The organism is Salinifilum ghardaiensis, from assembly GCF_054491345.1.
The window spans coordinates 3605530-3626398 of sequence record NZ_CM137101.1 but is presented as its reverse complement, the minus strand read 5'-3'; the positions used below and the strand labels follow the sequence as shown (position 1 = coordinate 3626398).

General features: G+C 72.7%; 19 protein-coding genes. 12 read left to right on the top strand and 7 right to left on the bottom strand.

Annotation, left to right across the window (positions count from 1 at the left end; all coding sequences use genetic code 11):
- The first annotated feature begins 101 nt into the window (after positions 1-101).
- Positions 102-980 (top strand): putative RNA methyltransferase, encoded by an 879-nt coding sequence (locus ACVGV0_RS16480; protein WP_459156579.1) that lies wholly within the window; start codon positions 102-104, stop codon positions 978-980.
- Between the two features lie 73 nt (positions 981-1053).
- On the opposite strand, the gene ACVGV0_RS16475 is transcribed toward ACVGV0_RS16480, so the two are convergent.
- Positions 1054-2523: an aldehyde dehydrogenase (NADP(+)) gene (locus ACVGV0_RS16475; protein WP_459156578.1), complete on the bottom strand. Its 1470-nt coding sequence runs from the start codon at positions 2521-2523 to the stop codon at positions 1054-1056.
- Between the two features lie 161 nt (positions 2524-2684).
- On the bottom strand, positions 2685-4031 hold the full coding sequence (locus tag ACVGV0_RS16470) for an FAD-dependent oxidoreductase (protein ID WP_459156577.1): 1347 nt from the start codon (positions 4029-4031) through the stop codon (positions 2685-2687).
- A gap of 246 nt (positions 4032-4277) precedes the next feature.
- Between ACVGV0_RS16470 and ACVGV0_RS16465 the strand changes: the two genes are divergently transcribed.
- The 4 genes from ACVGV0_RS16465 to thrS all read left to right on the top strand — a co-directional run bounded on the left by ACVGV0_RS16465 (position 4278) and on the right by thrS (position 10308).
- Positions 4278-5087, top strand: a complete 810-nt coding sequence (locus tag ACVGV0_RS16465; protein ID WP_459156576.1) for an SAM-dependent methyltransferase — start codon at positions 4278-4280, stop codon at positions 5085-5087.
- Between the two features lie 31 nt (positions 5088-5118).
- Positions 5119-5931: an SAM-dependent methyltransferase gene (locus ACVGV0_RS16460; RefSeq protein WP_459156575.1), complete on the top strand. Its 813-nt coding sequence runs from the start codon at positions 5119-5121 to the stop codon at positions 5929-5931.
- Entirely contained in the window at positions 5928-8048 is a 2121-nt protein-coding gene (locus ACVGV0_RS16455; protein ID WP_459156574.1) for a putative bifunctional diguanylate cyclase/phosphodiesterase, read from the top strand. Before ACVGV0_RS16460 ends, ACVGV0_RS16455 begins: the two co-directional genes overlap by 4 nt.
- A gap of 229 nt (positions 8049-8277) precedes the next feature.
- On the top strand, positions 8278-10308 hold the full coding sequence (gene thrS / locus ACVGV0_RS16450; protein WP_459160036.1) for a threonine--tRNA ligase: 2031 nt from the start codon (positions 8278-8280) through the stop codon (positions 10306-10308).
- Positions 10309-10322: 14 nt separating this feature from the next.
- Here the strand turns inward: thrS and ACVGV0_RS16445 are convergent, their stop codons facing one another.
- Complete coding sequence (locus ACVGV0_RS16445) at positions 10323-10922, bottom strand: RNA-guided endonuclease InsQ/TnpB family protein (RefSeq protein WP_459160035.1); 600 nt, start codon at positions 10920-10922, stop codon at positions 10323-10325.
- A gap of 101 nt (positions 10923-11023) precedes the next feature.
- On the opposite strand from ACVGV0_RS16445, the gene ACVGV0_RS16440 reads away from it, so the two are divergent.
- Positions 11024-11605: an HIT family protein gene (locus ACVGV0_RS16440; RefSeq protein ID WP_459156573.1), complete on the top strand. Its 582-nt coding sequence runs from the start codon at positions 11024-11026 to the stop codon at positions 11603-11605.
- 225 nt (positions 11606-11830) lie between these two features.
- Here ACVGV0_RS16440 and ACVGV0_RS16435 read toward each other — a convergent pair whose 3' ends face one another.
- Complete coding sequence (locus ACVGV0_RS16435) at positions 11831-12355, bottom strand: YceI family protein (RefSeq protein WP_459156572.1); 525 nt, start codon at positions 12353-12355, stop codon at positions 11831-11833.
- 246 nt (positions 12356-12601) lie between these two features.
- On the opposite strand from ACVGV0_RS16435, the gene pgsA reads away from it, so the two are divergent.
- The gene (pgsA, locus tag ACVGV0_RS16430; RefSeq protein ID WP_459156571.1) at positions 12602-13213 is read left to right on the top strand and encodes a phosphatidylinositol phosphate synthase; all 612 of its coding nucleotides are present in this window, start codon (positions 12602-12604) and stop codon (positions 13211-13213) included.
- A 102-nt stretch (positions 13214-13315) separates the two neighbouring features.
- Here the strand turns inward: pgsA and ACVGV0_RS16425 are convergent, their stop codons facing one another.
- On the bottom strand, positions 13316-15433 hold the full coding sequence (locus ACVGV0_RS16425) for an elongation factor G-like protein EF-G2 (RefSeq protein WP_459156570.1): 2118 nt from the start codon (positions 15431-15433) through the stop codon (positions 13316-13318).
- A gap of 229 nt (positions 15434-15662) precedes the next feature.
- Between ACVGV0_RS16425 and pdxS the strand changes: the two genes are divergently transcribed.
- Complete coding sequence (pdxS, locus tag ACVGV0_RS16420; RefSeq protein ID WP_459156569.1) at positions 15663-16571, top strand: pyridoxal 5'-phosphate synthase lyase subunit PdxS; 909 nt, start codon at positions 15663-15665, stop codon at positions 16569-16571.
- Positions 16572-16625: 54 nt separating this feature from the next.
- Here pdxS and ACVGV0_RS16415 read toward each other — a convergent pair whose 3' ends face one another.
- A complete protein-coding gene (locus ACVGV0_RS16415) occupies positions 16626-17186 on the bottom strand; it encodes a helix-turn-helix domain-containing protein (RefSeq protein WP_459156568.1) in 561 nt (186 codons plus the stop codon).
- Between the two features lie 85 nt (positions 17187-17271).
- Between ACVGV0_RS16415 and ACVGV0_RS16410 the strand changes: the two genes are divergently transcribed.
- The 4 genes from ACVGV0_RS16410 (at position 17272) to ACVGV0_RS16395 (ending at position 19828) form a co-directional block, all read left to right on the top strand.
- The gene (locus tag ACVGV0_RS16410; protein ID WP_459156567.1) at positions 17272-18015 is read left to right on the top strand and encodes an AzlC family ABC transporter permease; all 744 of its coding nucleotides are present in this window, start codon (positions 17272-17274) and stop codon (positions 18013-18015) included.
- A complete protein-coding gene (locus tag ACVGV0_RS16405) occupies positions 18012-18320 on the top strand; it encodes an AzlD domain-containing protein (RefSeq protein ID WP_459156566.1) in 309 nt (102 codons plus the stop codon). Before ACVGV0_RS16410 ends, ACVGV0_RS16405 begins: the two co-directional genes overlap by 4 nt.
- A 62-nt stretch (positions 18321-18382) precedes the next feature.
- On the top strand, positions 18383-19015 hold the full coding sequence (gene pdxT, locus ACVGV0_RS16400) for a pyridoxal 5'-phosphate synthase glutaminase subunit PdxT (RefSeq protein ID WP_459156565.1): 633 nt from the start codon (positions 18383-18385) through the stop codon (positions 19013-19015).
- Between the two features lie 60 nt (positions 19016-19075).
- On the top strand, positions 19076-19828 hold the full coding sequence (locus ACVGV0_RS16395) for a YebC/PmpR family DNA-binding transcriptional regulator (RefSeq protein ID WP_459156564.1): 753 nt from the start codon (positions 19076-19078) through the stop codon (positions 19826-19828).
- A 167-nt stretch (positions 19829-19995) separates the two neighbouring features.
- On the opposite strand, the gene ACVGV0_RS16390 is transcribed toward ACVGV0_RS16395, so the two are convergent.
- The gene (locus ACVGV0_RS16390) at positions 19996-20796 is read right to left on the bottom strand and encodes a YqjF family protein (protein WP_459156563.1); all 801 of its coding nucleotides are present in this window, start codon (positions 20794-20796) and stop codon (positions 19996-19998) included.
- Positions 20797-20869: the final 73 nt, after the last annotated feature.

Below are 20869 nucleotides of genomic sequence, written 5' to 3'. Positions count from 1 at the left end.
CCGGGGGTGCGGATAGACTGGCCGCGGGAGTCCGCCGCAGGACCGCCCGCCGCACAGGACCGCGCGGCGTCGCCGCGGCGATCGACGAGGGGGACGAGAACGTGCTCGACGACGTCGTCGGGCTGTTGGCGTGCCCGCACTGCGGGGGCGGATTCGTCATCGAGCCGGGGCGGTTGTGCTGCGAGGCCGGACACGGGTTCGACTTCGCGCGCCAGGGCTACGTCAACCTCGCCACGGGTTCGCCGAGCGTCGGCGACTCGGCGGAGATGGTCGCGGCGCGGGCGGCGTTCCTCGCCGCAGGCCACTACGAGCCCGTCACCGAGCTGCTCGCCGCCCAGGTGGTCGCGCACGCCCCGTCCGGACCGGTGGTGGACGTGGGCGCGGGGACGGGCCACTACCTGGCGCGCGTGCTCGACCGGCGCCTCGGTGAGGTGGGGCTCGCGCTGGACGCGTCGAAGTACGCCTGCCGCCGCGCGGCGAGGATCCGTTCCGGCGCGGGAGCGGTGGTGGCCGACACGTGGCGGCACCTCCCCGTCCGCGGCGGTGCGGCCGCGGCCGTGCTGAACGTCTTCGCCCCGCGCAACGCGGCCGAGCTCCACCGCGTCCTCCGGCCGGAGGGCCGCCTGTTCGTGGTGACGCCGCAGAGCGGGCACCTGGCGGAGCTGGTGCGCGCGCTGGGGCTGCTGACGGTGGGGGAGAGCAAGCAGGGCCGGTTGGAACGCCTGCTCGGGGCGTACTTCGCGCAGGTCGACCAGCGCCCCTGCGCGTTCCGGATGCGGCTGGGGGCCGACGAGGTGCGCGCGCTCGCGGCGATGGGACCGAGCGCGCGGCACCTGGGTGCGGAGGAGTTGGCCGGGCGAGCCGCGGAGCTCGGACAGCCCGCGGAGGTGTCGGCCGCGGTGACGCTCGGCGTGTACCGCCCGCGTGCCGAACCGCGGGCCGGCGCCCGCGCCGAGCAGGAGCCCCGGCGCGGGCGGTGACGGCCCACCGGTGCGAGCACTTCTCGAGGGACTCGCCCCTCGTGCGGGGGTTGGGGTGGCCGCGGGCGCGTGCTCAGCGGACGGTCTGCGGCACGTCCCACGGGTTGTCCGAGCGCACCGGCTCGGGCAGCAGCGCCTCCGGGGTGTTCTGGTAGGTCACCGGCCGCAGGAAGCGTTCGATGGCGGCCGTGCCGACCGAGGTGAACCGGGAGTCGGTGGTGGCCGGGTACGGGCCGCCGTGCTGCATCCCGTCGCTGACGGCGACGCCGGTGGGCCAGCCGTTGACGAGCACCCTCCCTGCCCGCTCGCGCAGCCGGCGCACCAGTTCGCGGCTGAACGCCGCGTCGGCGTCGCCCTCGCCGCGCGTCTCCGTGTGGACGGTGGCCGTGAGGTTGCCCTGCAGCTGTTCGGCGGCGCGCAGCGCGTCCTGCTCGGAGCGGTAGGTGACCACGATGGACAGCGGCCCGAAGGCCTCCTCGAGGAGCGTTTCGCGGTTGTCCAGCAGCGTGTCCACATCGGTGGTCACGAGCGTGGGGACCGGCTGCTCCTCGGCGGAGCCCTCGGCGAGCACGCGCACCTCCGGCAGCTGGGTGATCTCGGCGCGCCGCCCGCAGTAGCCCTCGTGCAGCCGGTCGTTGAGCAGGGCGTGCCCGGGCACCGCGGCGGACTCCGCGGCCAGGGTGTCGTCGAGCCCGTGCCCCTCCGGCAGGAACAGCAGGCCGGGCTTGGTGCACAACTGCCCGGCGTTGCCGGAGAACGAGGTGACGAAGCCCTTGGCGAGCTCCGCGCCGCGGGCGCGCGCGGCTTCGCCCGTGGCGAAGACCGGGTTGATGCTGCCGAGCTCCCCGAAGAACGGGGTCGGGACGGGACGGGCGTTGGCGATGTCGAACAGGGCGCGTCCCGCGGGCACGGAACCGGTGAACGCCGCGGCGGCGATCCGCGGGTCGCGCAGGGCCGTGGTGCCGGTCTCGAATCCGAGCACGACGGCGAACGCGCCGTCGGGTGCCCCGGCGCTGCGCAGCGCTGCGGTGACGATCTCACCGGTGCGCACGGACAGGCGCGGGTGCCCCGGGTGGGCCTTGAGCACGACCGGGCACCCGGCGGCCAGGGACGAGGCGGTGTCCCCGCCGGCGACGGAGAACGCGAACGGGAAGTTGCTCGCCGCGAAGACGAGCGCCGGCCCGAGCGGCTGGTTCACGCGGCGCAGGTCGGGTTTCGGCCCGAGCGGGAAGTCGCCGTCGGCGCGGTCGATCATCGCGCCCAGGTAGGTGCCTTCGTCGAGCACCCGGGCGAACATCCGCAGTTGGTAGGTGGTTCGCTTCAGCTCACCGGTCAACCGCCCTTCGGAGAGGTGGGACTCCTCCTGGGCGAGCGGCACGAGCTCGGCGGAGGCCGCGTCCAGCGCGTCGGCGACCGCGGTCAGCTGCCGTGCGCGGTCGGCCGGGCGCTGGGTGCCGAAGGCCTCGGCGGCCTCGGCGGCGCGCGCCAGGGTCGCGTCGAGCTCTTCCGGTGTCGTGTTGACGAGGGGATCGGTCGCGGTCAACGGTGCCTTACCTCCGGTGCGGTGGCGTTCACCGCCACGGTAGTACACGCCGTTCAGCGTCGTGCGGGATGCCGAACCCAGTTCGACATGTTGGCGGTGGGGGGAGGCCGCGCCGTCCCCTCCCGCCGTCCGGCCTCCGCCGTTCGACCAGCGGCACGCGCTCAGTCCGCCGCGCGGGAGATCCGCACCATCTCCTCGCGCGGCACCACCTTCATGCGCTCCCGCTCCCGCTCGGCGCCGAGCGCCTGCTCGTGGCCGTCGAGCCGCTGCCATCCCTCCCACGTGGTGTAGCTGACGCCGCGCTCGTCGAGCAGTCGCGGCAGCGCCTCCGGGGACGGTTCGGCGGCGTTCGGTTCCGCGTCGGCGAGCAGGCTGGCCACCGTCTCCGCGGCGTCGGACTTGGTGTGCCCGATGAGCCCGACGGGGCCGCGCTTGATCCACCCCGTGGTGTACACGCCGTCCAAGTGCCGGCCGTGCTCGCCGAGCACGCGTCCGCCCGCGTGCGGGACCGTCCCGCTGCGCTCGTCGAACGGGAGGTCCGCAGCGCGGGAGCTGCGGTAGCCGACCGCCCGGTAGACCTGCCCGACCGGCCACGTCTCGTGCTCGCCGGTGCCGCGCACCCCGCCGGCGCCGTCGAGCTCCATGATCTCGGTGCGCAGCCCCGTCACCCGCTGTTGGCCGGTGACGGCCACCGGAGCGCGCAGGAAGTGCAGGTGCAACCGGCGCGCGGTGTCCTCCCGCGGGTCCCGCAGCGCCCAGTCCTGCAGCGTGGTGACCACGTTCTTGACCTGGTTGCTGCTGTGGATCGCCTGTTCGCCGGCCTCGTCGACGTCGCACCCCTCCGGGGCCACGCGCACGTCGACGTCCGGCTGGTGGTCGAGCTCGCGCAGCTCCAGCGGGGTGAACTTGGCCTCGGCCGGGCCGCGCCGGGCGAAGACGTGCACGTCGGTCACGCGGGAGGCGCGCAGGCCGGCGTGGACGTTGTCGGGGATCTCGGTGCTCAGCAGGGATTCGGCCGGTTTGGCGAGCACGCGGGCGACGTCCAGGGCCACGTTGCCCGCGCCGATCACCGCGACCTGCTCGCTGTCCAGGGTCCAGTCGCGCGGCGCTTCCGGCAGGCCGTCGTACCACTGGACGAACCCGGCCGCGCCGTGGCTGTGCGGCAGGTCGATGCCGGGGATGTCGAGGCCGCGGTCGTGGTCGGCTCCGGTGGCGAGGACGACGGCGTCGTAGTGCTGCCGCAGGTCGGCGAGCTTGAGGTCGGTGCCGTAGTCGACGTTGCCGAAGAAGCGGATCGCCGGGCGTTCCATGATGCGGTGCAGCGCCGCGACGACGCCCTTGATGCGCGGGTGGTCCGGGGCCACGCCGTAGCGGATGAGGCCGAAGGGGGCGGGCATCCGGTCGAAGATGTCGATGGTGACGTCGCTGTCGGACTTGTCGAGCGCGTCGGCGGTGTAGATCCCGGCGGGGCCGGTTCCGATGATCGCCACGCGCAGCGCCCTGCCCAATGTGTGCTCCTCGTGCTCGACTGATTCCTCCTCCCCAGGTTAGGCACACCTAAGAAGGAAGTGGCGGGCCGCCCCGGTGAGACCGCTCATACCGGCGGGGCGGTCCGGACGACACCGGGTGGGTGACCGACTGCACTTCGTGTCGCTAGGATTTGCGTCGATCATGAACACACTCCGCGGGATCGCGGCGGGCAGCACGGGCTTCGGGGGGAGCGTCGGATCCCGGGACCGGGAGGAGCTTCGACCATGCAGCGAAACGACGACTGGTTGCCGCCCGATGTCGACCTGGAGAAGCCCAGCGCGGCGCGGTGCTACGACTTCTACCTGGGCGGGGCGCACAACTTCGAGGTCGACAGGGACCTCGGCCGCAGGGTGATGGAGGTCGTGCCGAACGTGCAGGAGATCGCGCGGAACAACCGGGCGTTCCTGCGGCGGGCGGTGCGGTACTGCTTGGACCGGGGGATCCGGCAGTTCCTCGACCTGGGGTCCGGCATCCCCACGGCGGGCAACGTGCACGAGATCGTGCACGCCGTCGATCCCGGGGCCCGCGTGGTCTACGTGGACAACGAGCCCGTGGCCGCCGCGCACAGCGAAACGATGCTCAGCGACGAGCCCAACGCCACGGTCATCCAGGCGGACATGCTCGACGCCGACAAGGTCATCGGCGCGTCCGAGACGCAGCGGATGATCGACTTCTCGCGGCCGGTGGCCGTGATGATGATCGCGGTCGTCCACTTCGTCGGCGAGAGCGCCCGGCCCGGCGAGATCATCCGCCGCTACCACGAGCAGATGGCGCCCGGCAGCTACCTCGGCTTCTCGCACGTCACCGACGACGACCACCCGGAGGGCACCCACGGGCTGGTCAAGCTCTACGAGAGCAGCTCCAACCCGGTGACCCTGCGCAGCCGCTCCCGCGTCGAACAGCTGCTGTCGGATTTCTCCCTCGTCGACCCCGGCGTGGTCTACGTGCCCGAGTGGCACCCCGACGTGCCCGATGACGTCGGGGAGAACCCGGAGCGCTCGATCGTCTACGGCGCCGTCGGCTACAAGGACTGAGACCGCGAAGTCGGCAGGACGGAGAACGCTGATGGAGCAGGACGCGGACCGGCCGCCCGATGTCGACCTGGAGAAGCCCAGCGCGGCGCGGTGCTACGACTTCTACCTGGGCGGGGCGCACAACTTCGAGGTCGACCGGCAGCTCGCGCGGCAGGTCGTGGCCGCCGTTCCCCAGGTGCAGGAGATCGCGCGGAACAACCGGGCGTTCCTGCGGCGGGCGGTGCGGTACTGCTTGGACCGGGGGATCCGGCAGTTCCTCGACCTGGGGTCCGGCATCCCCACGGCGGGCAACGTGCACGAGATCGTGCACGCCGTCGACCCCGGGGCCCGCGTGGTCTACGTGGACAACGAGCCCGTGGCCGCCGCGCACGCCCGCACCCTGCTGGAGGAGGTGGACAACGCCGCGGCGGTCCAGGCCGACCTGCTCGACGTGGCGGGCGTGCTCGAGCACCCGGAAACGCAGCGGTTGCTGGACTTCTCGCGGCCGGTGGCGGTGATGCTGGTGGCCGTGCTGCACTTCGTGCCCGACGAGGAGCGGCCGCGGGAGGTCATCCGCAGCTACCACGACCGGCTCGCCGCGGGCAGCTACCTGGCGCTCTCGCACGGCACCGCCGACGGCAACCCCGCGGCGGTGGAGGCGGTCTCGAACCTCTACGCTGCCGGGGACACGCCGCTGATCACCCGCAGCCGCGAGGAGGTCGCCGCACTCGTGAGCGACTTCGAACTCGTCGACCCCGGGATCACCTGGGTGACGGAGTGGCGCGCGGAGAGTCCCGACGACCGCGCGGAGGATCCGGCGGAAACGCTCATCCACTCCGCGGTAGGACGCAAGGTGGGCCGGTGACCGACCGAGGCGCAGGCGAGGGCCCGGAGGTCCCGGAACGCGAGGCGATCGCGCGGGAGTGGGCCTCGCGGATCCTGGCGACCAGCTACGTGCCGCTGTCGCGCCAGGAGGTCGTGGCGCTGCTGCGCGGCCACGTGGACACGCTGCTCGCCGCGGCCGCGGGGAGGCGGCCGCAGGAGGCGGCCTCCGAGGCGGGCGGGCACCTCGTGCGGCTGCACTTCACCCGGTCGGTGGCACTGGAGCGCAGTCTCGAACTGCTCGGGGAGCGCCTGCCCGCGTGCCGGTCCGATGCCGACCCGGGGCAGCTGAACGCGGTGCTGTCCGCGTTCGCCGCCGGTTTCGCCGGCCAGCTGCGCGAGGTCACCCTGCAGCAGCAGGAGAACGTCAAGCAGGCGGTGATGAGCGCCCGCGACCGCGCGGAGGAGGCGCTGCGCGCCAGCGAGACCCGTTCGCGCACGGTGTTCGAGGCCTCCGCGGTGGGCATCGCGATCGCCCGTCTCGACGGGGTCGTCGAGGAGACGAACCCCGCGATGCACCGCATCTTCCAGGCCTTCCCCGAGGAGCTGCTCGGCACGCACGTGGTGCGGCTCGCCGACGGCGAGTGGGAGCAGGAGCTGCGGGACGGCCAGGAGGCCATCGCCGCTGGCGAGAAGGACTTCCACCAGGTCGACCTGCGCTTCACCGGCAGCGACGGTGAGGAGGTCTGGACGCAGCTGTCGGCGACGCTGGTGCGCGACCAGCACGGCGCCCCGGAGTACCAGGTGCTGCTGTACGAGGACATCACGCACCGGCACATGCTGCAGGAGCACTTCCGCCGGCAGGCCACGCAGGACCCGCTGACCGGGCTGGCCAACCGGACGCTGCTGACCAACCGGGTGGAGTCGGCGTTGCTGCCGGACCCGCCGGGGCGCCGGGTCGGCATCTGCTACTTCGACCTGGACGGGTTCAAGGCCGTCAACGACAGCCTGGGGCATCCGGTCGGGGACGAGCTGCTGCGCCAGGTCGCCCACCGGCTGCAGGCGCTGACCGAGTCGGACGGGGCGCTGGCCGCGCGCATGGGTGGTGACGAGTTCGTCGTGCTCGTCCCGGACTCGAAGGGCCCCGAACCGCTCGTGCGGCGGGTCGAGGAGATGCTCGCCGAGATCACCCGCCCGGTGCGGGTCGGGCAGCACGAACTCACCGCGGAGGCCAGCGTCGGGGTCGTGGAGCGGCCCGTCGCGCGGACCGGGGTCGAGGAGCTGCTGCGCGACGCCGACATCACGCTCTACCGGGCCAAGGTCGACGGCCGCGCCCAGTGGGTGCTGTTCGACTCGGAGCACAACGCCGCGGCGCGCGACCGGTTCCGGCTCTCGGCCGACCTGCCGAGCGCTCTCGACGGGGAGGAGCTCTACCTCGAGTACCTGCCGGTGCGCGCGCTCGGCAGCGGGCGGGTGGTCGCCGTCGACACCCAGGTGTGGTGGGACCACAACGAGTTCGGCGAGCTGCACGCCGACCGGTTCCTCGGGCTGGCCGAGGAGACCGGCATGATCACCCGGCTGGGCAACTGGATGCTGGAGCGGGTGTGCGAGCACGTGGCCACCTGGACCGAGCAGCTCGGCGGCGACCGGTGCCCGGTCGCGCTGGTTCGCCTGTCCGAGCGGCACTGCCGCGACGCCGACGTCGTCGGGGACGTGCAGCGTATCCTGACCGGTAGCGGGGTGCGGCCGGACCGCTTGGCGTTCGGCCTGCCCGAGCCGGCGCTGTTCGACGCTGACGGCGATCCCGTGGACGTGGTGGAGATCTTCGCCGACATGGGCGTGCGGCTGGTGGTCCACCGCTTCGGCGAAGACCCGACGCGGCTGCGCCGCATGCGGCAGCTGCCCGTGCACGCCGTGGAGATCGGCGGCAGCTACCTGGACAGCTTCGCCGGCGCCGCGGGGCCCGAGGTGTTCGACGAGCACCACCTGCGCACGCTCACCACCGCCGCGGGCTTGCTGGAGCTGCCGGTGTTCGCCACCGGGGTGAACACCGCGGTGCAGGCCGAGCGGTTGCGGGCCGAGGGGGTCTCCTTCGCCCAGGGCGAGCACATCGGCGGCTCGCACTCCGCTCTGGAGGTCAGTGCCGCGCTGCGGAGCTGACCGCGCCGCGCACCCGGGCGCCGCGCAGCAGCGCCTCGCGGGCCGCCGTCCGCTCGGCGCGCGGGCGGGCGGTCCCGGCGGCGCGGTCGAAACCGGTGCGGAAGCGGCGTGCCTGGCCTCGATAGCATCGACAGTGTCCAACGCAACCGTCGTGCCGGCAGCCGTGCCGGCAGCAGCCGAGGAGTGACCCGTGTCCGTACTGCCTGCCCCAGCCCAGAACGTCGCCCGGGTGAAGGTTCCGGCGGGCACTACCGCGGGCGAGGCGGTCGCCGAGGCCGGGCTGCCGGCCAAGGGGCCCGAAGCGGTCGTCGTCGTCCGGGACGAGGAGCAGAACCTGCGCGACCTCGCCTGGGCGCCCGAGTCCGACGCGGAGGTCGAACCCGTCCCGGCCAACACCGAGGCCGGGCGCTCGGTCATCCGGCACTCGGCCGCGCACGTGCTCGCCCAGGCAGTGCAGGAGCGGTTCCCGGAGGCGAAGTTGGGCGTGGGGCCACCGGTGGCCGACGGCTTCTACTACGACTTCGACGTCTCCCGCCCGTTCACCCCGGAGGACCTGCAGGCGCTGGAGAAGCGCATGAAGCAGATCATCAAGTCCGGGCAGAAGTTCAGCCGGCGGCGCCTGGACTCGGTGGAGGCGGCGAAGGAGGAGCTGGCCGACGAGCCGTACAAGCTCGAGCTGGTCGAGACCAAGTCCTCCGACGGCCTCGACACCAGCGAGATCATGGAGGTCGGTCAGGGCGACTCCGGTGAGCTGACCGTCTACGACAACATCGACCGGCACGGCGAGACCGCCTGGGGCGACCTCTGCCGCGGTCCGCACGTGCCGCACACCCGGTTCCTGCCCGCGGTCAAGCTCATGCGCGTGGCGGCCGCCTACTGGATGGGCGACCAGAACAACCAGCAGCTGCAGCGGATCTACGGCACCGCCTGGGAGTCGAAGGAACGCCTCGACGAGTACCTGGAGTGGCTGGCCGAGGCGGAGCGGCGCGACCACCGCCGGCTCGGCCAGGAGCTGGACCTGTTCTCCTTCCCGGACGAGATCGGTTCCGGCCTGCCCGTGTTCCACCCCAAGGGCGGCACGGTGCGGCGCATCCTGGAGGAGTACTCGCGGCGCCGGCACGAGCAGGCCGGCTACGAGTTCGTGAACACGCCGCACATCACCAAGAGCGCGCTGTTCGAGACCTCCGGGCACCTCAGCTGGTACGCCGACGGCATGTTCCCGCCCATGCACCTGGACGAGGAGCGGACCGCCGCGGGCGAGGTGCGCAAGCCCGGCCAGGACTACTACCTGAAGCCGATGAACTGCCCGTTCCACAACCTGATCTACCGCTCCCGCGGCCGGTCCTACCGGGAGCTGCCGCTGCGGTTGTTCGAGTTCGGGTCGGTGTACCGCTACGAGCGCTCCGGCGTGATGCACGGCCTCACCCGCGTGCGCGGGATGACCCAGGACGACGCGCACATCTACTGCATGCCGGAGCAGCTGCAGGACGAGCTGAAGTCGCTGCTGTCGTTCGTGCTCGACCTGCTGCGCGACTACGGGCTGGAGGACTTCTACCTCGAGCTGTCCACGCGGAACGAGGAGAAGTACTCCGGTACCGACGAGCAGTGGGAGCGGGCCACCGACGCGCTGCGGCAGGCCGCCGAGGAGTCCGGGTTGGAGCTCGTGCCCGACCCGGGCGGTGCCGCGTTCTACGGGCCGAAGGTCTCCGTGCAGGCCAAGGACGCGCTCGGCCGCAGCTGGCAGATGTCGACCATCCAGGTCGACTACGACCTGCCGCGGAAGTTCGACCTGGAGTACACCGCGCCGGACGGCTCCAAGCAGCGCCCGATCAAGATCCACCGCGCGCTGTTCGGCTCGATCGAGCGGTTCTTCGGCGTGCTCACCGAGCACTACGCCGGCGCGTTCCCCGCGTGGCTGGCGCCGGTGCAGGTCGTGGGCATCCCGGTCGCCGACGACCACATCGAGCACCTGCAGCGGGTGGCCGAAGGGCTCCGCGCCAAGGGGCTGCGGGTCGAGGTCGACGCTGGTGACGAGCGGATGCAGAAGAAGATCCGGACGCACACCACGCAGAAGGTGCCGTTCATGCTCATCGCCGGCAACGACGACGTCGAGGGCGACTCGGTTTCGTTCCGGTTCCGCGACGGCAGCCAGATCAACGGCGTCGGGGTGGAGAGCGCGGTGGCGGGCATCGTCGACTGGGTGCAGCGCCAGGTCAACGACTCGCCGAGCGCGGAGAACTTCCAAGCGGAGGTGGTTTGACTTTCTCCCCGCTCTCAAGGGGCAGGGGTTCCCCTCGGGCTCGCGCCCGAGGGTTCCTGCTTCCACGCCGATCCCCGAAGGGAGGACCCTTGCGGACGCACATCAGCTCCACAGGCTTCGCCGGGGTGCTTCCCGGCTACCGCTCGACCAGCGGCCAGGATGTTCTTCGCCGCGTCGTGGTCCCGGTCGTGCCGGGTGCGGCAGTGCGGACAGGTCCACGCCCGCGCGGACCGGTGCAGGTGGGCCGAGACGTGCCCGCAGTGCGAGCACGTCGTCGAGCTGGGGTAGAACCGGTTCACCGCGAGCACGGTCTTGCCGGCCCGTTCGGCCTTGTGCTCCAGCTGGCGGCGGAACTCGGCGAACGCGGCATCCGACACGCTGCGGTTCAACCCCGCCTTGGCGGCCACATCGGTTCCGGGGTTGTCGATGGTGCCGCGCGCCGCGGCGATCATGCCCGTGACGTTGAGGTCCTCGATCGCGATGGTGTCGGCCCGGCGCAGCAGGTTCGTGGTGGTGCGGTGCAGGAGGTCCGCTCGCGCGTGGCGGACCTCGCGGTGCGCGCGGGCGAGCTTGCGCTTGGCCTTGTAGACCCGGCACTTGTACGCCGTCCGCATAACAGTCACATAGCAGAGATGATCACCCCGGGGCAGCAGGGGGGTCGCCGCGACCCTTCGGGATCGATCCCGCCCCGGCCTGAAGGCCGGGGCTTCCGTCGATGGGAGGCCTGGTGAGCGAGCCGCACGGCAAGCCCGAGGGGGTCGAGCTCACCGAGCAGGACGGCATCGGTGTGCCCGACGCCCTGCAGCGGCTGTGGACCCCGCACCGGATGGCCTACATCCAGGGCGAGAACAAGCCGGAGGGCGACGGCAGCGACGGCTGCCCGTTCTGCAGGCTGCTCGACTCGGCCAGGCCGGACCGGGAGACCTTGATCATCGCCCGGGGCGAGCTCGTGTTCGCGGTGCTCAACCTGTACCCGTACAACCCGGGGCACCTCATGGTGCTGCCCTACCGCCACGTCGCCGACTACACCGAGCTCACCGCGGCGGAGACGATGGCGGTCGCGGAGTTCACCCAGCAGGCGATGCGGGTCATCCGCAGCGTGTCGGGACCGCACGGGTTCAACATCGGCCTGAACCAGGGGCCGGTGGCGGGCGCGGGCATCGCCGCGCACCTGCACCAGCACGTCGTGCCCCGCTGGGGCGGTGACTCGAACTTCATGCCGGTCATCGGCCACACGAAGGTGCTGCCGCAGTTGTTGGGCGAGACCCAGGAGCTGCTGTCGCGGGCCTGGGAATAGGAGCCGGGTCGTTCTGCGTGCTGGTCCCGCGGCTGGAGCGGTTGCTGTGCGGGGTGGCCGGGGCAGCCGGCGCGCCGAAGCGCGACGGGGAACACGCCGGCCCGTGAGCACTGCGCTGCACGTACAGCACGTGAGCGTGTGAAGCGCCGGCGCCGGGACCCCTCCCGGCGCCGGCGCTTTCCGGTTGCGCCCGCCCCGCGCGGGCGGCCGCGTGCGCGGTGGGGCTCAGCCCCGCTGCTGGGCCTCGATGTCGAGGGTGATGGTGACCTTCTCGCCGACCATGGCGCCGCCTTCCGGGCCGACGCCGAAGTCGCGGCGGTTGATCGTGGTGCTCGCCGACAGGCCGAGCAGCCCCTCGGTGAAACCGCCGGGCTCGACCTCGAGGGTGACGGGCTTGGTCACGCCGCGCAGGGTGAGCTCGCCGTCGACGTAGAAGTCCTCGCCGTCCTGGCGCACCCCGGTCGAGGTGAACGTCATGGTCGGGTGGTTGGCGGTGTCGAGGAAGTCGGCGTTGCGGAGGTGGTTGTCGCGGTCCGCGTTGCCGGTGTTGATCGAGTCGGTGTCGATCGTGGCGGTCACCGAGGAGTCGAGCGGGTCGTTCCCCGTGGTGATCTCGCCGCGGAAGCTGTCGAACCGCCCGCGGGACTTGCCGACACCCATGTGCCGGACGCTGAACTCGACGACCGAGTGCACCGCGTCGATGTCCCAGGTGCCGGTGGTGTAGCCGGGGATCGTGGACGTGGCCGTCATACCGCCTCCTCGCGTGCTGAAGTGGACGTGTCACCTACTTCCAACCCGAGGACCTCGGAACGCATTCCCCGCGCCCCTGCCCGTGAAGGATCTCACAGGGAGCGCCTTCCGCGGGCGGAGCGGGGTGGTGCGGACCTCTCCGGGCCCCGGCGCTGATCGCCCGGGGGCGGCGAGGCGCTAACCTGCGGGCGCACAGGAATCCGCGGACTGCGGAGGATCCCAGGGCACGGGTGCGGACTTCGGGCAATGTTGAACCTATTCGCGAGGGCTTCCCTGGCGCGGCTGACCGGCCCCCTCGGCACGGCGCTGGTGCGCTCGGGGATCACCCCGAACGCGGTGACGGCGACCGGTGCGATCGCCGCCTCGGCAGCGGCGCTGGGGCTGTTCCCGCGCGGGCACCTCGTGGCCGGCACGATCGTCGTCGCCGTCTTCCTGCTGTTCGACCTCGTCGACGGGGCCATGGCCCGCGCCGGCGGCGTCGCCTCGGCGTTCGGAGCGGTGCTGGACGCCACCTGCGACCGCATCGTCGACGGGGTGCTGTTCGGCTCGCTGGTGTGGTGGGCCCTCGTCCACGACGGCAGTCCCGACCGCGGGGCGGGGTTGCTGCTCTGCCTCGTGCTCGCGCAGGTCATCTCCTACGTCAAGGCCCGCGCCGAGGCCAGCGGGCTCTCCGCCGACGGCGGGCTGGCCGAGCGCGCCGAACGGTTCCTCGTGATCCTGGTCGGCACGGGCCTGCACGGCTTCGGCGTTCCGGTCGTGCTCGACGTCGCCATCTGGGGGCTCGCGGCCCTGTCCGCGTGGACGGTGGCCCAGCGGCTGGTCAGCGTCGCCGCGTCCGCGGGCGGCCCCCGGAGGTGACCCCGGTGCCGGGCGGCCGCCGCGCCCGAGGTCCGCGCTCCTCGGCGGACGCGCGGATCGGCGGGTGCGGCCGAGCACGCACCCGCCGATCCGCGGAGTCCATCAGTCCTGCCGGGTCAGGCTCTCCGGCATGGGCTCGTACCCCTCGAACCGGCGGGTGAACCGGGCGGAGCCGGAGCTCAGCGAGCGCACGTTCACCGCGTAGCGCACGAGCTCGCTGGCGGGCACGTGCGCCCGCACGACCGTCCACCCCGGCTCCTCCGGCTCGGTGCCCATCACCCGGCCGCGCCGGCTGGACAGGTCCCCGAGGATCGCGCCGAGGTGCTCGTCCGGCAGGTGCACCTCGACCTCGTCGACGGGTTCGAGGGTGATCAGCCCCGCCTTCTCGGCGGCGGCCTTGATCGCCAGCGCGCCGGCGGCCTGGAACGCGGCGTCGGAGGAGTCGACGCTGTGGGACTTGCCGTCCACGAGCGTCACCCGCACGTCCACGATCGGGCACCACCGGTCGGCCAGCCCCTTGCCGAGCTGGGCGCGCACGCCCTTCTCGACGCCCGGGATGTACTGGCGCGGCACGACGCCGCCGACGATGCGCTCGGCGAACTCCACCCCGGAGCCGCGCGGCAGCGGTTCGACCTCCACGTCGCACACCGCGTACTGGCCGTGTCCGCCGGACTGCTTGACGTGCCTGCCGTGCCCGCTGGTCGCGGCGGCGAAGGTCTGCCGCAGCGGCACGCGGACCGGTTCGGTGTCCACGGTGGCCCCGCCGTCGCGGAGCCGCTGCAGCACCACGTCGGCGTGCGCCTCTCCCATGCACCACAGCACGAGCTGGTGCGTTTCGGTGTCCCGTTCCAGCCGGAGCGTCGGATCGGCGGCGACGAGCCGGTTGAGGTTGCGCGCCAGCGCGTCCTCGTCGCCGCGGCCGCGGCCGATCACCGCGATCGGCAGCAGGGGCTCGGGCATCGCCCACGGCCGCACGAGCAGCGGGTCCGCGGGGGCGGAGAGCGTGTCGCCGGTCTCGGCCCCGGTGAGCTTCGTCAGCGCGCACACGTCCCCGGCCACGCAGCGGGGGACGGGGCGCAGGCGCGAGCCAAGCGGGGAGTACACGTGCGAGACGCGGTCCTCGCCGGCGTGGTCCTCGTGCCCCCGCTCGGCCATGCCCTGCCCGGCGATGGTGATCTCGGTGTCCGGGTGCAGCGATCCGGAGAACACCCGCACCAGCGATACCCGCCCGACGTAGGCGTCCGCGGAGGTGTGCACCACTTCGGCGGCCAGCGGGCCGGACGGGTCCGTGTCCAGCGTGCGGGCGGCGTCGGTGCGCAGTTCGACCGCGTCCGGGATCGGTCGCTCCGGCGGGGAGGGGAAGCCGCGGGCGATGCCGTCGAGGATCTCCTCCAGCCCGAGGCCCGTGGCCGAGCAGGTGGGCAGCACGGGGAACAGGCCCCCGCGGGTGACCGCGCGCTCCAGGTCGGTGATGAGCGTCTCCTCGTCGATCTCCTCCCCGGCGAGGTAGCGGTCCATGAGCGACTCGTCCTCACTCTCGGAGATGATCGCCTCGATGAGCTGCCCGCGGTAGTGCTCGACGCGTTCCGGAGCGATGTCCGGCAGGCTCTCCGTCCGACCGGAGACGGTCTCGGTGATGAGCCCGCGGAGGCCGGTGTGCTCGCCCGCGGCGTCCCGCTGCGGCAGGTACAGCGGTAACACGCCGTCCCCGAACACTCCCTGGCACGCCTCCAGGGCCGCGTCGAAGTCCGCCTGCGCCTGGTCGAGCCGCGCGATGAGCACGGCGCGGGGCATGCCGACCTCGGCGCACTCGTGCCACATCGCGCGGCTGGCGGCGTTGACGCCCTCGGCCCCGGCGAGCACGAACAGGGCCGCGTCGGCGGCGCGCAGCCCGGCGCGCATCTCGCCGATGAAGTCGGCGTAGCCGGGGGTGTCGATGAAGTTGATCTTCAGCTCGCCGTACTGCACCGGCGCCACGGCCATGCCCACCGAACGCTGCTGCTGGGTCGCGGCGGGTTCGTAGTCGCAGACCGTGCTGCCCTCGACGACCGAACCGGGTCGCGCGATCGTCGCGTTCGTCGCCAGCAGCGCCTCCACCAGCGTCGTCTTGCCCGAACCGGAGGGGCCGACGAGGGCGACGTTGCGGATGCCTCCCGGTTCGGCGGGCGCTGGTGCGCCCGCAGCACCGCCTGTTCTGCCGTTGGGTTGTTTGCTGCTCATCGCTGCTCCGCTCGCGGTGTGCCGTCGTGCTTGCGTGTGCCCTCGATCACACCCGGTGTTCATGGGTTGCGCAACAGCGGGAGGCCGCGGATCGGCCGCGCAGGTGGGCGCCTGCGGCGGGGGCGGCGAGTGGACTGCTGAAAAAGGGCGGAATTGGCCCGTGAACCAGTCCGGAAAACGGCCTAGCGTGACCGGTGTCCAGGCAGTCTCGAGTGGAAAGGGAACACCGGTGACTACTCCCGCGAACGGGAAGACGGCGACGACCGGTACCGAGGGTGTCAAGCGCGGCATGGCCGACATGCTCAAGGGCGGCGTGATCATGGACGTGGTCACGCCCGAGCAGGCGCGCATCGCCGAGCAGGCCGGGGCCGCCGCGGTGATGGCGCTCGAACGCGTGCCCGCCGACATCCGCGCCGACGGCGGCGTGGCGCGCATGTCGGACCCGGACATGATCCGCGGGATCGTCGAGGCCGTGTCCGTCCCGGTCATGGCCAAGGCCCGCATCGGCCACTTCGTCGAAGCGCAGGTGCTGCAGTCCCTCGGCGTCGACTACGTCGACGAGTCCGAGGTGCTCACCCCGGCCGACGAGGAGAACCACATCGACAAGTGGGCCTTCACCGTGCCGTTCGTCTGCGGCGCCACCAACCTGGGCGAGGCGCTGCGGCGGATCTCCGAGGGCGCGGCGATGATCCGCTCCAAGGGAGAGGCCGGCACCGGGGACGTCGTCGAGGCGACCCGGCACATGCGGCAGATCCGCGCGGACATCCGGCGGCTGTCGGTGCTGTCCGCCGACGAGCTCTACGTCGCCGCCAAGGAGCTGCGCGCCCCGGTCGAGCTCGTGCGCGAGGTCGCCGGGACCGGCCGGCTGCCGGTGGTGCTGTTCACCGCGGGCGGCATCGCCACCCCGGCGGACGCGGCGATGATGCGCCAGCTCGGTGCGGAAGGCGTCTTCGTGGGCTCCGGCATCTTCAAGTCGGGCGAGCCGGCGCGGCGCGCCGAGGCGATCGTCAAGGCCGCGACCTTCCACGACGACCCGGACGTGCTGGCCAAGGTCTCGACCGGGCTCGGGGGCGCGATGGTCGGCCGCAACGCCGACGGTCTGGACGAGCAGCAGCGCCTCGCCCAGCGCGGGTGGTGAGCGCGGCGCGGGCGGGGAGCCCCGGCGCTGTGGTGAGCGCGGCGGGTGCCGGGCTCAGGAGTGCTCCATGACCAGCACCGCCGCGGTTCCCGGCGCCAGCGCTTCGTAGAGGTGCGGCACGTCGCCGGAGAAGGACACGTAGTCGCCCGGGTCGGCCTCGACGGGCTGCTCCTGCGGACCGACGCGGGCGCGGCCGGCGGTGAGCAGCAGGTGCTCGACCGTGCCCGGGTTGTGCGCGGCGGCGTGCCGCGGCGCGCCGGGGGAGAGCTCGAGCTGGTACAGGTCGCGCCGCGCCCCCGGCGGGCACGAGGACAGCAGCGCCGCGGCGTAGGGCGACTGCTCGGAGCGCACCATCGGCGCCTCGCCGGCGCGGAGCACGCGCAGGCGGGGCCGCGGCGGGTCGACGAGGCGGCTGAACGGGGTTTCCAGCGCCACGGCGAGGGCCCACAGGGTTTCCACGCTCGGGTTGCCGGTGCCGCTCTCCAACTGGGACAGCGTCGACTTGGCGATGCCCGCCCGGCGGGCCAGTTCGGTCAGCGACATCTCTGCGCGGTCCCGCTCCCGGCGCAGCGCGGCGGCGATCGTGGCGAGCGGGGCGCTGTCGGCCTCGGGCACCGTGCCTCCTCCGGTCCGTTCGTTCGCTGTGGCGAACAGTCGGTATTCTTTGACGAACACGATGGCTGTGTTCATCATGGTGAACGTGCGTACGATACAGCGAACAGCAGCGGTGTGGCGAGACGACGTGGTCCGCAACGCCCTGTCCGTGGCGCTCGCCCTGGGAATCGTCGCCGCCTCGCTCGGCGCGATCGCCGTGACCAGCGGCGTGCCGCTCTGGCTGGTCACCGTCATGGGCGTGCTGGTCTTCGCCGGCGGTTCGGAGTTCCTCGTCGTCGGCATGATGACCGGCGGCGCCTCGGCGGTCACGGCCGTGGCCGGCGGGCTCATGCTCAACGCGCGGCACCTGCCGTTCGGCTTCGCCGTCGGCGGGCTGCTGCGCGAGCACGGCTGGGGCAAGCGCCTGCTCGCCACCCACCTCATGGTCGACGAGAGCGTGGCCGCCGCGCTGGCCCGGCAGGACCCGCACCAACGCGCCCGCGCGTACTGGATCACCGGGATCTGGCTGTACTGCGCCTGGGCACCCGGGGTCTTCCTCGGCGGGCTGCTGGGGCGGGCCGTCGGCGACCCGGAGGTGCTCGGCCTCGACGCGGCCCTGCCCGCGGCGCTGTTCGCGCTCATCACGCCGGCCCTGCGCGAACACCGCGTGCTCCGCGCCGCCGCCCTCGGCGCCGGGCTGGCCGTGCTGACCACGCCCGTGCTGCCGGAGGGGCTGCCCGTGCTGGTGGCGCTGCTCGGCGTGGCCGCCGCGCTGCCGCTGCCCGGGTCCGGCGCGCAGGCATCCGACGGCGGTGAGTCCGCCGCGGCCTCCGGGGAGGTGCGCTCATGACCCTGACCGCGGTGCTGGCGCTGGCCTGCGGCACCTACCTGCTGCGGCTGGCCGGACCGCTGCTGCGCGAGCGGATGCGGCCGTCCGAGCGGTGGGAACGCGGCATGTCGATCGGCGCGATCACGCTGCTCGGGGCCTTCGTGGTCACCAGTGCCGCGTTCGAGGCCGGTGAGTTCGCCGGGGTCGAGCGCGTCGCCGGCGTCGCCGTCGGCGGGGTGCTGGCCTGGCGCCGCGCCCCGTTCGTCGCGGTCGTGGTCGCCGCCGCGGCCACCACGGCGCTGCTGCGGTTGGTGCTGCCGCGCTGACCGGGGCGTTTCCGGGGCCGGGACGTTTTCCGGTGCGGGACGAACGAGGAGAATGGAGTCCGATGACGACGCGACCGAGGATCGGCGTGCTCGCCCTGCAGGGCGGGGTCGAGGAGCACCTCACCGCGCTGCAGCGGTGCGGGGCCGAGGCTTCACCGGTGCGGCGGCCGAGCGAGCTCGCCGCTGTCGACGGCCTCGTGCTCCCCGGCGGGGAGTCGACCACGATCAGCCGTCTGCTGGCCACCTTCGAGCTGGCGGAACCGCTGCGCGCCCGCCTGGCCGCCGGTATGCCCGCCTACGGCTCCTGCGCGGGCATGATCCTGCTCGCCGAACGCGTGCTCGACGACGAGCGCGGGGAAGACGTGCGGCCCCTGCGCGCGTTGGACGTCGTGGTGCGCCGCAACGCGTTCGGCCGCCAGGTGGACTCGTTCGAGACCGACCTCGAGTTCGCGGGGATCCCCGGTCCGCCCGTGCACGGCGTGTTCATCCGGGCTCCGCAGGTGGCCAAGGCAGGGGCCGGGGTCGACGTCCTGGCGACCGTGCCACCCCCGGACAGCGCCGGCGGCGGGGACGGCGACGATAGGATCGTCGCCGTTCAGCAGGGGCCCGTGCTCGCGACCGCTTTCCACCCGGAGCTGGTCAGCGGTGACGAACGCGTGCACCGCTATTTCGTGCAGACCGTACGCGCGTCCTAGAAGCGGCGGGAGGGTGCCCGACCCGGCGCGGATGCGTCGTCCGAGGAAGACGGAGGAGAGATGAGCGGCCACTCCAAGTGGGCCACCACCAAGCACAAGAAGGCCGCAATCGATGCCAAGCGCGGCAAGCTCTTCGCGAAGCTCGTCAAGAACATCGAAGTGGCCGCGCGGACCGGTGGTGGTGACCCGGAAGCCAACCCCACCCTGTACGACGCGATCCAGAAGGCGCGGAAGAACTCGGTCCCCCTGGACAACATCGAGCGCGCGCGCAAGCGCGGATCCGGTGAGGAGGGTGGCGGCACCGACTACCAGGCCGTGATGTACGAGGGTTACGCGCCCAACGGCGTGGCGATCCTCATCGAGTGCCTCACCGACAACCGCAACCGCGCGGCCAGCGACGTGCGCACGGTCATGACCCGCGGCGGCGGGTCGATGGCCGACGCCGGCTCGGTTGCCTACCTGTTCACCCGGCGCGGCGTCGTCATCCTGCCGAAGAACGGGCTGACCGAGGAGGACGTGCTCGGCGCGGTGCTGGAAGCCGGGGCGGAGGAGGTCAACGACCTCGGCGAGAACTTCGAGGTCCTCACCCAGCCGAGCGATCTCGTCGACGTGCGCAAGGCGCTGCAGGAAGCCGGGATCGAGTACGACTCGGCGGACATCAGCTTCCTCGCCAGCGTCAACGTCCCGCTCGAGGCGGAGGCCGCGCGCAAGGTGTTCAAGCTCATCGATGCGCTCGAGGACTGCGACGACGTGCAGAACGTCTACGCGAACTTCGACGTCAGCGACGAAGTGATGTCCCAGGTCAGCGCCTGAGCGGAAGGTGACCGGAGCTTCTGGCGCCCCGCCGCGCCAGCTGGTGCGGCGGGGGGTGCGTGGTGGGCGTTGCGCCTTCGCCGGCTGAACGCGGGGTCCGGAGCTCTGCTGGTCCGGCGCCCCTGCAACAGCTCACCGCCAGCACCCGCACCGACTGCTGCACCCGATCAGCTCCGGTGGCGGGGGGTGCGCGCGAGCTGGGGCCGGCCGAACTCCGCGCTGACGCCGTCGCTGAACGCGACGTGGTCGGGGCGGGGACGATCCTCGGCGCTGTCCCCGAGGACGTGCCCGAGACCGGCGGAGGCGAGGAGGCCGTCATCGATTTCGAGCAGCTCGGCGCGGCGCAGCGGCCAGCGCTCGTGGGCGTTGGGCAGGTGCCAGGTGCGGGCGAACCGGGCCACGTGCAACCCCCAGCGCGCGGTCAAGAAGGCCTCCAGCCGGCCGTCGAGCGGCTCCTCGCCGGGCCGGACGACGACCCGGCTGCGTGCGCGCGCACCTGGCCACCGCAGCCGCGCGGTGTAGGTGCGGAGCGCGCCGGCCGAGCCGTCGCCGTTGTCGAAGCTCATCCGGGCCCACCGGTAGCGCAGCCCGAAACCGACGCGCGCGGCCGTGACGACCGGCGCGCAGTCGGCATCGAGGCTCAGGAAGACCACACCGCGCCGGCCGGTCTCATCCACGGAGTAGAGCCGCACGTTCGTCTCCAGGAAGGTGCCCAGCCACGGAAGCGCAGGTCCGCGTGCGAATCCGTTGCCGACCACCCGGAACAGCACGAGCCCCGCGTAGGTGCGGCCGCCCACGACATCCGGCCGGGTACCACGCGGCAGCAGCGGCGCGACCTGCTCCGGCTGCACTGCCCAGTGCAGGAAGGTGACCTCCCGCCACTGCTGGCGCAGCAGCCGAGGTCGCGTCGGCTTCGGGGCGTCCTCGACGACGGGCTCGGGTGCGGCGTGTGCCGGGTCGGTGATCACGAAGGGCAGGATTCTCCCCTGCGTCCCGCGAACAAGGGCGCTGGGGTGGCCGGGCCGCGAAGACCTGACCGCC